Annotated in this window: 15 protein-coding genes; 6 read left to right on the top strand and 9 right to left on the bottom strand. The window is 50.1% G+C overall.

Features of this window, described 5'->3' with window-relative positions; all coding sequences use genetic code 11:
- Nucleotides 1-6 precede the first annotated feature (6 nt).
- A complete protein-coding gene (locus CVV30_06445) occupies nucleotides 7-684 on the top strand; it encodes a class I SAM-dependent methyltransferase (protein ID PKL69754.1) in 678 nt (225 codons plus the stop codon).
- A 160-nt stretch (nucleotides 685-844) separates the two neighbouring features.
- Nucleotides 845-1,117, top strand: coding sequence for a hypothetical protein (locus tag CVV30_06450; protein ID PKL69213.1), 273 nt, complete (start codon nucleotides 845-847; stop codon nucleotides 1,115-1,117).
- Between the two features lie 210 nt (nucleotides 1,118-1,327).
- Here the strand turns inward: CVV30_06450 and CVV30_06455 are convergent, their stop codons facing one another.
- The 4 genes from CVV30_06455 to CVV30_06470 all read right to left on the bottom strand — a co-directional run bounded on the left by CVV30_06455 (nucleotide 1,328) and on the right by CVV30_06470 (nucleotide 6,189).
- On the bottom strand, nucleotides 1,328-1,954 hold the full coding sequence (locus CVV30_06455) for an SAM-dependent methyltransferase (GenBank protein PKL69214.1): 627 nt from the start codon (nucleotides 1,952-1,954) through the stop codon (nucleotides 1,328-1,330).
- A gap of 135 nt (nucleotides 1,955-2,089) precedes the next feature.
- A complete protein-coding gene (locus CVV30_06460; GenBank protein ID PKL69215.1) occupies nucleotides 2,090-3,898 on the bottom strand; it encodes a potassium transporter Kup in 1,809 nt (602 codons plus the stop codon).
- 201 nt (nucleotides 3,899-4,099) lie between these two features.
- Nucleotides 4,100-5,071 carry a hypothetical protein gene (locus tag CVV30_06465; protein PKL69216.1) on the bottom strand — a complete coding sequence of 324 codons (972 nt, stop codon included), beginning with the start codon at nucleotides 5,069-5,071 and terminating at the stop codon, nucleotides 4,100-4,102.
- 632 nt (nucleotides 5,072-5,703) lie between these two features.
- Nucleotides 5,704-6,189 (bottom strand): cytidine deaminase, encoded by a 486-nt coding sequence (locus tag CVV30_06470; protein ID PKL69217.1) that lies wholly within the window; start codon nucleotides 6,187-6,189, stop codon nucleotides 5,704-5,706.
- Nucleotides 6,190-6,310: 121 nt separating this feature from the next.
- Here CVV30_06470 and CVV30_06475 point away from each other — a divergent pair, with 121 nt between their 5' ends.
- Both CVV30_06475 and CVV30_06480 read left to right on the top strand, forming a co-directional pair.
- The gene (locus CVV30_06475) at nucleotides 6,311-7,051 is read left to right on the top strand and encodes a nitroreductase (GenBank protein PKL69218.1); all 741 of its coding nucleotides are present in this window, start codon (nucleotides 6,311-6,313) and stop codon (nucleotides 7,049-7,051) included.
- Nucleotides 7,052-7,182: 131 nt separating this feature from the next.
- Nucleotides 7,183-7,371, top strand: coding sequence for a DNA-directed RNA polymerase (locus CVV30_06480; GenBank protein ID PKL69219.1), 189 nt, complete (start codon nucleotides 7,183-7,185; stop codon nucleotides 7,369-7,371).
- Between the two features lie 128 nt (nucleotides 7,372-7,499).
- On the opposite strand, the gene CVV30_06485 is transcribed toward CVV30_06480, so the two are convergent.
- Both CVV30_06485 and CVV30_06490 read right to left on the bottom strand, forming a co-directional pair.
- Nucleotides 7,500-7,832, bottom strand: a complete 333-nt coding sequence (locus tag CVV30_06485; protein PKL69755.1) for a DUF1294 domain-containing protein — start codon at nucleotides 7,830-7,832, stop codon at nucleotides 7,500-7,502.
- 67 nt (nucleotides 7,833-7,899) lie between these two features.
- Nucleotides 7,900-8,382: a hypothetical protein gene (locus CVV30_06490; GenBank protein ID PKL69220.1), complete on the bottom strand. Its 483-nt coding sequence runs from the start codon at nucleotides 8,380-8,382 to the stop codon at nucleotides 7,900-7,902.
- A 180-nt stretch (nucleotides 8,383-8,562) separates the two neighbouring features.
- Between CVV30_06490 and CVV30_06495 the strand changes: the two genes are divergently transcribed.
- Nucleotides 8,563-9,006, top strand: a complete 444-nt coding sequence (locus CVV30_06495; GenBank protein ID PKL69756.1) for a hypothetical protein — start codon at nucleotides 8,563-8,565, stop codon at nucleotides 9,004-9,006.
- A 33-nt stretch (nucleotides 9,007-9,039) separates the two neighbouring features.
- Here the strand turns inward: CVV30_06495 and CVV30_06500 are convergent, their stop codons facing one another.
- Nucleotides 9,040-9,453: a hypothetical protein gene (locus CVV30_06500; protein ID PKL69221.1), complete on the bottom strand. Its 414-nt coding sequence runs from the start codon at nucleotides 9,451-9,453 to the stop codon at nucleotides 9,040-9,042.
- 141 nt (nucleotides 9,454-9,594) lie between these two features.
- Here CVV30_06500 and CVV30_06505 point away from each other — a divergent pair, with 141 nt between their 5' ends.
- Nucleotides 9,595-9,963: a hypothetical protein gene (locus tag CVV30_06505; protein PKL69222.1), complete on the top strand. Its 369-nt coding sequence runs from the start codon at nucleotides 9,595-9,597 to the stop codon at nucleotides 9,961-9,963.
- A gap of 76 nt (nucleotides 9,964-10,039) precedes the next feature.
- Here CVV30_06505 and CVV30_06510 read toward each other — a convergent pair whose 3' ends face one another.
- Nucleotides 10,040-10,933 carry a PhzF family phenazine biosynthesis protein gene (locus tag CVV30_06510; GenBank protein ID PKL69223.1) on the bottom strand — a complete coding sequence of 298 codons (894 nt, stop codon included), beginning with the start codon at nucleotides 10,931-10,933 and terminating at the stop codon, nucleotides 10,040-10,042.
- A gap of 29 nt (nucleotides 10,934-10,962) precedes the next feature.
- Complete coding sequence (locus CVV30_06515; protein ID PKL69224.1) at nucleotides 10,963-11,370, bottom strand: hypothetical protein; 408 nt, start codon at nucleotides 11,368-11,370, stop codon at nucleotides 10,963-10,965.
- Nucleotides 11,371-11,439 lie beyond the last annotated feature (69 nt).

Consider the following 11,439-nt stretch of genomic DNA (forward strand, 5'->3'; position numbering starts at 1 on the left):
GTTGTTATGGAGCAGATCAAGCGAGCTTTTGACGCGACCGCATCCCGGTATGATGGGCAACGAAAATGGATTATTCCCGAGATGGACGACTATTACAGCGCAGCAGTCTGGGCTGCGGAATGTAAAAACCCGTGCCCGGCTATTCTTGACATCGGCGCAGGTACCGGCCTTCTGTCAGCGCTCATGACCCGGAAATTCCCGGACGCTCAACTCACGCTGGTCGACCTTTCTGAATCCATGCTCAGCATCGCTCAGGAGCGGTTCGCTGATCGTAAGAATGTCAGGTATATTACCGGCGATTATAGCAGCGTGGACTTTGCCGGCCGCTATGACCTGATCTGTTCAGCACTCTCCATTCACCATCTCGGGCATGAGGACAAATACCGGTTGTACCGGAAAATCTACAATGCGCTGAATCCCGGAGGCATGTTCGTAAACGCCGACCAGGTACTGGGCGAGACTGCGGCCATCAACCGGCGCTACATGAATTACTGGGACGAATTTCTGGTGCCGTGCCCGCTTTCAACTGAAGATAAGAAGCAGATGTTGTACCGGCGGGATACTTTCGACAAGAACGAGAAACTCTCGGTGCAGCTCGGTTGGATGGCGGACTGCGGGTTTAGCGAGATCGATTTAATATACAAAAACCGGCTGTTCGTTGTTTTTACGGGAAGAAAGGACTAAATTAAAGTTCAATCAAGTCGAGCGCTAAAACAATCGCCTCATTCAATAGATACAGCAACGTTTCCAGTCCATAACAAAAAACAACGGATCCAAACAACGAGCTCATAAAAACCAGTTAAATTCTGTAAAGGGCTATCGGAGTTACAGGTCGTTCACTCCAGTGGAAGGAAAGGGGTATATCAATTTTATTAATTTGCCGGAATGTTCCGATACAAAAGATACTTTCCCGGAATTAAAAAATCGTGGAAAAATGAGCGTTTTTTTTCTCCCCGGTACGGGCTTTTTTTACATTCGCACAGGTGATAACCATGCAATGCGATCGGGAAAAACGGTTCAACCAATCCTGCTGCCGGAAAATCCTTTGAAAACGTGGATCTCTGCTTTTTTTATGGATCAAACCTGGCTCGCACCGGTGAAGTGGACAGGAAAATAGTGCCTCTGATGTCCTCTTCTGTGCAACAGGTTGCAAAAAACAGCAGCAAAATTCCTGAAAAACGGGCTATAAACCACGGGCTGGTTTATAGTAAAGGGGATAGTAATCTGCATGACCGCAGGGTTGGACCGGCTATCCATCGGAGGGTAATGCATTCGCAGGTACCACGTTCGGTCCCGGTGATATCAATTAAATAAAAGAAATTTCTGTTTATCGCCGCTGTGCAGTCATCAGGAAGATGGTGAAATTCCGGGGTTTGCCCGTGCGGGAGGAGATCTTATGAATCGTGGCGGCATCGCTGAACCGGACGGAATCAAACCCGGCCGCTTCGAAAACCTGCTGCAGGTTCTTCCGGTCAATGCCATCGTGCTCCGCAATGCCGGATGCTTCGTGGAACTCCCCCATATCGGGATCGAGATCGGCAATCGCAATTCTCCCGCCGGGTTGCAGGAGTTCGTAAAATGTCCGGGCCGCAGCAGCAGTATCCCTGACATGGTGAAGGGTCATCGAACTCACGATCGCATCAAACGCCGGAAGCCCGGCAATATCCTGGCCGATGCTCCATTCCCGCGGTTCGATCGTAGTGATGCCATCGGCCGTAAGTTTTTCTTTGAGCACCTCCAGCATGCCTTTTGCCGAATCAACCGCGATGATCCTGTTTACCCGGGGTGCGATCCGCAGCGCAATATTTCCGGTGCCGGTACCATAATCCATCACCAGCTCAGTCCCATCAGGGTGTAGTTCGTTGATCATGGCATCGGCAATTGTTCCTGCCATCTGCACCCGCCCGGGATCCTTGTCCCAGACCACGGCCTTTGTATCAAAATATCCGGTCATTGACAATCACTTTTCCCGTAAGGGTATTGTACCGGGGATGACATAAAAAAAACCAATCAGGAATGCTACTTTAAAAAAATCCGGTCGTGAACGTTGACCGGCAGGAGGAAAAAAATTGTATGGCCATTACCCGGTTCACATCTCTATCCGGGTGATTACCCCGTGGATCTTATCTGATGGCAGGGAATAAAACTGGACAAAGTCCGGGGTAAGCCGTTTGATCGCCCCATACATTATCCAGATTGCCTGCCGGCTGATGATATTTTCGATTCCATAGAAGATCACTCTTTCATCGATCTCGTGTTCCCGCAGGATCTTCTCAAGGTTGATGACTTCCATATAGCCGGTCGTTACATGGAATGAGTGCAGACCCGGTACGAGATCCTGATCAAATTCGGTTGTTATACCAAAAGGAGCCTCAGAAATTTTGATCGATACTAAGATATTATCCTCAAAAATGATCTCATCCTTGATGATAGTCCGGAAAATATAGGACGAAATATTGAGGGGATCCCGGGTGAAAAATACCGCTGTACCTTCAACTTTCTTAAGGGAAGCATATTTTTTCTGGAACTGGGGGAGAAATGTCGCAAGTTCCACCGGTTGTAGTACCGCATGAAGACGTTCCTGTCCCTTGATGAAGATCAGGATGATAAGCAGGGGGATAGCAGCAATAAACACTGACCAGTACGCCCCACTGGGAAATTTCAGGAAGGCGGAAAACAAAAATACCCCGTCTACCCCGATTAAAAATAGCGCAATAAGAGTTTTCAGCCGGTCATGCCGCTGGATAAAGATGAGCGTCATCAGGATTGCAGAGATTGTCATGGTGCCGGTGACTGCGAGCCCATAGGCAGAAGCGAGATTTTCTGAAGTGCCGAAATCCACCATCACGATGATAACAGCAAAGAGCAGCAGCCAGTTCACCGTATCTATATAAATCTGGGATCGGAGATCGGGGGAGGTGAAATCAATTCGCAACTTGGGCAGGAGGTGGGTTGTCATCCCCTGGTAGACAATTGAGAACATTCCGCTGATCATTGCCTGCGATGCGATGACCGTTGCAGCGATACTCAGGACCAGGAAAGGCACGTAAAAAATCACCGACTCGTGTTTGATCATGTTGAAGAGCACGGAGTGCACCTCAGGATTGGTGAGCACAAATGCCCCCTGGCCGAGATAACTGATCACCAGTGCGGGAAAAACAAGATACCATGCACTGATGATCGGTTCCTTGCCCAGATGCCCCATATCCGCATAGAGGGCTTCACCCCCGGTCACGCAGAGAACTACAGCAGAGAGCACAAAAAATGAGATGAAGCCGTTTTCCCAAAGAAAGGAGACCGCGTACTGGGGACTGACCGCAAACAGGACTTCCGGTGCTGAAAGAATCGACAGGATTCCGGTGATCGTGAGGGTCAAAAACCAGATGAGCATGATGGGGCCAAACGCCCATGCAATCCGCTCAGTTCCCCGTTTCTGAATAATAAAAAGCCCGCAGGCAATCACAATGGCAATCAGGAGAATAAAACTGCTCCCGATTCCCTGAAAACCCGGGATCAGCTGGATACCCTCGACTGCCGAGAGGATGCTGATGGCCGGGGTGATGACCCCGTCTCCCATGAAAAGGGCAACACCAACGATGGTAAGCAGGGAGACCAAAGAGACCATACGGCTGTTCTTCTTTAAGTAGGAGATGAGAAGGCCTTTTAAAACGATAGTCCCGCCTTCGCCTTTGACACCGAGGTGCATCGCAAGCCAGGCGTACTGGACGGTAATGACAAAAAAAAGTGACCAGATGATTAGCGAGAGGAGACCGAGTACATTTTTTACCGTAGGGAGAATGAAGAGGAGGATGGCTCCCAAGGTATAGATGGGACTGGTGCCGATATCGCCAAAAACAAGCCCAAGGGATTTGATGATCTTGGATCCGGCAATTGTCATTAATCAGCGATCATTCAATTACCGCTATATACTTTCTGCCAGGGTAAAAAAAGGCAGGAATGGGTGAAAAGAAAGCGGGTATAGGTAGGCAATGGCAATGAGGAGGCCTGGCAATTTTACCGGAAATTTGGTTTTTATCCCCGCATGATCATCCATGAGCAAAAAAAATAAAATGATAACAAAAGGTAACTGAATAAAAAATTATTTCGGAAAAATTTCCTCGACCGTCTCAATTGCGGCAATCAGGTCTCCTCCATTGTTCATCACAGAAGTCACCGTGAACCGGAGTCTCCTGCTTCCCCCGCCAGGAACAGGTACCGCATCTTCTGCCGTAAAAGTTCCGTCACGAGATACCGGTTGTGCTCCCGAACCGGGATACCATGTTGGTATCCGTTCTGTTAAGCCATCGATGACCAGGTCCGCCAGGCACGGCCGTTCCTCCGGATAAAACGCCTGCCACTGCCGGCGGGTTCCCACCAGACCGGCGGATTTTAACCCGGTGAACTTCTCCATGGCCCGGTTCCACGCGAGAATATGGTGATCCTCGCCAATCACGTACATCGGGACAGGGCACGCATACAGGATTGCCTCGGTGAGCCGCTTGTGCTCTTCATGAGAGAGTTCAGCCTGCTTCCGGTCAGAGATATTCTCAAACCTCAGGGCTACACCGGTATCCCCGTCCTCAAAGAGGGTGGGGATGCAAAGTGCGTTGAAATATATCTCCTTGTCATTTTTCTTAATGCGGATCTCGTGGGGTGAGTCAGCCCCTGCTTTTTCCTGCTGCAGCCAGCCCATCATCTGCTCGACCGGCAGCATTGCCGAAGCAAGGTCAAACAGCCGTGAACCGATGATCCGGTCCTTGGGGACGCCGATAAAATCAACAAACGGGGAATTTGCCTGGGCAATCCTCATGTCTTTATCCATGACCGCAATCATGTCAGGACTCATGCTCATCATGGATTCAAGGGGCACGCGTTTTGCCAGATAGAAGAGCTTAGCATTCCCGACATACCGGACTTCGAGTTGTCCTGCGGCGGTCAGGACATCAAGATATTTTGCAATGGAATTCCGGCTCATGGCAACCGCAGCTGAGATCTCCTTGATATTCATCCCGCGTGGATTTTCGCGCAGCACCTCCTTGATATGAGTAATTTCTTTGTCAGCGGCTTCCATACACCAGTCTCCTTAAAAAGTTTGTATCTCCGTGAAAAAAACTTTTTTTATCCCATAATTTTTGATTCGCAGCATTGTCTCGATCTTTGATCGATTGATTTATTAAAGGCTATGATAAAAATAGATATTGTGCTTAGTGTTTGTGCACTAATGCACAGCATTGAGGTTGTGCACTTCCACTGCAAGCCAATCAGCAATGCTGATAGAAATGAACGTATGCTCATGTTTGTTGTGTGCATACGATGGTGATCCAAAATAACTGCGGAACCGTGGTGATGCTGGATTCGTCACCAGAACCTGTTATTACCTCATGACAGGAAAATGACACAAGCACGTCTTAAATAAGTACCAGCAACGAAACGGGACTAATAAGGGATTACACACACACACCTCCCCTTAGTCCTTCATTTTTAATCATAATTTCTCACGCAGGGTTTTTTCGTGCAGGGGATTGCCAATGGGCGATTATGTCATATTCTGCACCGGTACCTGATGATGCCGGCAATGGGGATCGCAACCGGAATTTTTGCAGATAAAAGTGTACAAAAAATGGGATGGGCAGGAGAGAGAACTTAAAAAAAAGTGGCAGATTTTTTTTGTATAAGACCTGCAGATAAAAAAATTTGAACAGATTATTTCCCATCCTCGCCTAACGATTCCCGGCTCCGCATCTGGTAGAGCACCATCGGGTCCATCTCGCGGTGTTCCTTATCGCTGGTCCGCATGATCACTTTGGCGATCCCGGAATTCACGATCATCTTCGAGCAGAGGAAACATGGCCAGATCTGGGTAAGCGCTTCGGTCTCGACATCGAATCCGGCAAGGTAGAGTGTGCATCCCCGGGCCAGTTTTCCGGCCTGGAGCATTGCGTTCATCTCGGCGTGCACGCTCCGGCATCGCTCATAGTTGGAGCCGGACGGGATGTTGTGATCCTTTCTCCAGCAGCGGTTGAGCTCCGTGCAGTCCATCTGTTTGCGGGGGGCTCCCGTGTAGCCGGTCGAGACGATGGTATTGTATTCATCCACGATGATCGCGCCAAAGTTCCGGCGAAGGCAGGTTCCCTGGTGGGCGCACCGCAGGGCAAGGTCGAGGAAATACTCGTGACGGTTGGTTCGCATCTACAAAAGATTTGGGAGGCGGGGTAATAAATGCAGGGTATTTTGGTAACGGGAATTCCCGGATGCAATTCGCATAGCTCCACCGTTCTGTTTATGGCCATGAAGCGGCAATCACTGGCATATGCTGCCAACCGGTCGCACCTTCATGGAACAGACCCGCTACGAGTTTCTCTCCGCATCCGACCAGACACAGGGACTCCCGGCCCCGCCGCTGGAAAAAGCCGTGCCGGAAGACCACCCGATCATCCCGCTTCCCCGACATGAAAACCTACAGGTGCCCCCCATCGATTGCCGGACTGCCATTGAGTCGCGGCGCTCGATCCGTCACTATGCCCGAGATCCGCTCACCCTGGATGAACTTGCATTCCTGTGCTGGAACACGCAGGGAATTGTGGAGGTAAAAGCGCCGTATTACACACTGCGGAATGTTCCTTCTGCCGGGGGACGCCATGCATTCGAGACATACCTGCTCATCAACCGTGTCGGGGACTTGCAGCCCGGGCTGTACCGGTATCTCGCGTTCTCTCACAGCCTTGCCCTTGTAGAAATCGGCAGCGGGATGACAGACAGGATTATGTCTGCCTGTCTCGGGCAGGCTTTCGTGCGTTCATCGGCAGTCACATTTGTCTGGTCAGCGGTAATTTACCGGATGGCGTGGCGGTACAGTGAGCGGGCGTACCGGCTCGTCCATCTCGATGCAGGGCATGTGTGCCAGAACCTGTATCTTGCCGGTGAGCAGATCGGTTGTGGTACCTGTGCTATCGGGGCGTTTGACGACCGGCAGATGGCGGATGTGCTCGGGATTGATGGAGAAGAAGAATTTGTGGTATACTGTGCAACGGTGGGGAAAAAGGGGGCCTGAAGTAATTTTACGGATGCCGGGATTTTTTCAGAGATTCGGTAAATTCCCCGGAATCGTACGAACATATTTTTTATAAACCACTGCGACCTATATCATATCACAGTTATTCAAATGACTGTTTGAGATCTAACATGTTTGGAGAGAATAAATTCGGCGGCCAGAGAAATTTTGGCGGCGCAAGAGACCAGGGCCCACGAGAAATGACAAAAACAATCTGTGCAGACTGTGGGGCAGAATGCGAAGTACCTTTTAAGCCAACCGAGGGCAGGCCTGTATACTGCAGGGACTGCCTCCCGAAACACCGGAAACCCCGGTTCTGATTTCATAAATTTTTTCATTTTCTGTAATCATTTTGTTCTGCTTTTTTCTTGGTACGGTTACGTCCCGGTTTGTCAGCCGGTTACAGGATTCCGCTGATTTTCATACTTCCCAGTACATAGCGGGAAGATTATTGTAGCAGGCAGATGATTGCCACAACGTGGACGATCAGAAATACCGGTACCAGGAAAAATTTTAATTTCCGGGTCTTGTGCCGGAATAGTAACATCGCTGCATATGCACCGAACGGGCCCAGCGCAGCAACAACCAGCAGCAGATTCTCCGGAGTCCGCCAGGCATTGTTTTTTGCTTTCCTCTTGTCATTTGCAAAGATAAGAAACGCACCAGTATTGAGAATGGCGTACAAGGCTGCAAAGAAAACCGGTAAGGAAAGAACAGTCACTCTTTTTGTTTTGTGAAACGGGGTTATTGCCTTTTCGTTGTGAACCCGGAACCAATTCATCCGGATGTGGCAGGTACGTAGGTTCGCAATGAGGAGTGCAAACTTTTTACGGGATGCAGAGTTGAAATCACTGCCGCACCGTATAACCCGCCCGCGTGAGAATCCGGACAACTTCTTTGTCCCAGACAGCGTCATCGTTCTCTTTCAACGGGTCAATGCATTCCTCCCAGATCCGGTTTAAATGCGTATCATCGGTGACGAGCGAGCGCCGGAACATGACACGTCCCGCCCTCCGTCCGGTGTGATTGAGGATCAGCAGCCGCCAGCAGGAGAAATCCTGGCAGATATCGGGGCGTGTCAGGTGGACGGTGCAGTACGCTTTCTCGCTGCCGGGCATGTGCCGGAAGAACGGGCAGGCTTCGGGAAGTTTTCCAAAGATACTCTTGTCCAGGTAGAGCTCGTGCTTATCCGCATCGACGGTAACTTCGGTTTCATCCGAAGTATACTGGTTGAAGACAATGAAATGGAAATTCCCGAGATCTTTACGAATACTATGTACAAGCCCCAGGTGGGAACAGCACTCCCCGCACTGATGGCACTCAAATCCCATGCACCGGCTCCTGGTACCGTATTGGTTGTTTGGGCATTAAAAAAAGCACCGGGTCGCAGCTGATATATCCGTGCCCCACCATACTCTCCCTGATATATGGCCGATTCCCTTTCACCCGGTAGCGGAAATGATGGCGACGGTAATGCACCTGAGTGCAGGTATGCACGGGAATCGGATGCAATCCAGAAGTTTTTCCTCCGGCCGTTTTTCTTAAGTTTCACGATAGGCATCCCGTTCTGCATCTTCAAGCTGCTCTTTGGCATCAGCATACTTCGGGCTGCACCGGGAGAAAATGCCCTGTTTCTGGGGTTTGGATGGCTCGTCACCATCTGGGCCTGCACAGATCTTCTGATGAATATAACAAAATCGGGGCTCGACCTATTTCACCTACCGGCGCATTTCGAGTATTGCACCATCGCACAGGTAGGCCGCATAGTTTCAAGACCAATGGTCTTTCTTGCATTCGATACCCTGCTTTCGTTTTTAATCATCTGCCTGATGCTCTGGTCAGGCTGGATTGCAACACTCTCACCGGTCGAGATCATCCTCTGGTATATTGCGACAACACTCAACCTGGTAAGCCTCTCGCTTGTTTCACTCTACAACGAGATGCGGAAAGCGTAAACGGGACATTTAAAAAAAAAGATTTGAATAAATTTACGCAAAGATTGAAAAGTCGTTCTTGATTGCGATCGCTTCGATGATCGAGGTCATCTTTGCTTCAGGAATACCAAACTTGTCCATGTACATCTGAAGGACTGCTTTTTCTTCCCCGGCAAGCACACCATCGGACATGGCAAGGTCGCAGAGAATGGCGAGCGTGGCAATCTTCTGCTTCTCGTCAAGGACGTTTGCAATCAGGTCGATAACACCGGGGAACTTGTTGGCCTTTAAAACTTCCATCGCAGTATCGATGGATTTACGGTCGCCGCGGCAGATCTTTGCGAGATCGTTCATCTCGGCCTGGTCGATGACACCATCTGCCGCAATAACGGTGATGGCTGAGAGCACGAGGGCTGATTTCGGGTTGAGCGTTGCAGTCTTTCCAGTTAATTTGTCAAAAATTCCCATAATGAACACCAAATTTTTCACACTATTGGATGCAGGATACTATCACTCTTTCGCCCGGTGTACATAAAACGACCATGCCGAGGGATTCCCCGGATTTATATGGCAAGGCACGCAAATCCTTCATGAGAACGGGTGGACTGCATGAATGATATCACGTTAGAACAGGTCATCGCCTTCCACAAACAGGTGATAATGTCCGATGGCGGCGATGCCCGTCTTTTCTCGGAAGCAAACCTCCACCAGATGATCTTTTTAGCCAACCGGACTCAAGGCATATGCCCGCGGGCAGCGCTTGCCTTTTTTTCCCTCTGCGCCTACCCGGTATTTCGTGAGGGTAACAGCAGGACTGCATGGCTTGTGGCAGAAATGATCTTCAGCGGCAACGGCTACATACTCGAAGCGGGCGATGACGAAATGGCGGAACTGGTGCAGGGGATTGCATCGTTCACGGCTGAACAGGCAGATGTTGAAGCATGGCTGCGTTCGCACAGTAAAAAACGCCAGACCTGATATCCTTTTTAACATATAGTTACAGTGACAGCGTCGAGTGCGAGGATCGAGGGGTGGAATTTTTGTTTTCCCACCATTATGGATGGAGAAGATACTCCCCTTCAATCCGTACAACCGCGTTGCCCCCGAAAAATACACTGTGCTGAACTTTTGAGGTGTCACTCACCAGCCGGATGATATTCGGGTTCTCCCTGCTCTTTCCCTGTTCGATGGCAATCATGCGTCCATCCCAGGTTCCTTCGTTGAGCAGGTAATATCCCAGTGCCGCATTGCCCGAACCCGTTGCAGGATCTTCAAGATACCCAAATATGGGGGCAAATACCCGTGTACGGTAACTGTTCCCGGCGCATGAAGTACTGGTCGAGAAAACCAAAATGATCTCGATCGCGTTTGCCAGGCAGAATTCACGCAGGTTTTGCTGATCCGGGTGAATGGACAGCAGTGTGTCGAGCGCATCGACCGGTACGATCAGGGTCGAGAGCCCGGCGTTGATACAGGAGATATGATGTTTTTCTGAAATGTCACCGGGTGCGATCCGCAATGCAGCAGCAATCCTGTCATGGGATACGGATAGTTTTTCTACAACAGGTTGCGGCGCACTGATAAAGACCGAATCGGCTTTTGCGATCTCGTTTCTGACAAGCAGTTCCTGTCCCCCCACGTGAATGCGGGTAACCGGATCAAGTGAAAGTACCGGGTCATTTTTAATAAGATCGTACATGGCAGCAATAATCCCGTGCCCGCAGAACGCAACTTCGCGTTCCGCTGAAAAAAACCGGAGGCCGGTATGCCCCTCATCAGGGTACAGGAAGACCACTTCGTTTACGCAGCCCGCAAGTTCCCGTGCAATCTGCTGCATGCCTTCGGCGCTCAGGGCATCTTCCTGTGGCAGGTACACGCAACCTGCCGGGTTGCCGGTCGAACGGCCCATGGCAAATGCATCAATTTTTTTAAACCGGTATCGCTGCATGCATCGCCTCACACAAATTTTTCATGGAACTACACGATCCCCCTGACGATAAACCGGTCATGGCCGATATGGGCAACCGGGCAGACAAAGCATGCAATCATGGATTCTGAACCGGTGTTTATCAGCTGATGAACCTCGCCCTCCTGCACCGTAAAACAATCGCCACTTTTGAGATCCACGGGTTTGTTCCAGGTGACCAAATCGTCCACGGACGGATGACCGGTATGAATCGTGCCCTCACCACGGACAATCTGGTAGATCTCGCTGCCGTTCAGGTGATAATGAGCGGTCACCGAACGATGTGCTTCCAGTTCAGCAACATAGAGTCCCACATGATCGTCACCGGTTACTCTTACGATGCGAATTCCTACAGCAGGATCAGTCTGTGCTGTCTTTAACTGTTCGATAAAATTGGTTACCATCGGCAGAGGGCTCATGAAACGTTCATCTCAACATAGGCATCCGGATTTGATTTGTTTTATGGTCCGGGATTACATCCAAATACT

The organism is Methanomicrobiales archaeon HGW-Methanomicrobiales-1 (genome assembly GCA_002839675.1).
Classification (GTDB): Archaea; Halobacteriota; Methanomicrobia; order Methanomicrobiales; family Methanospirillaceae; genus Methanoregula.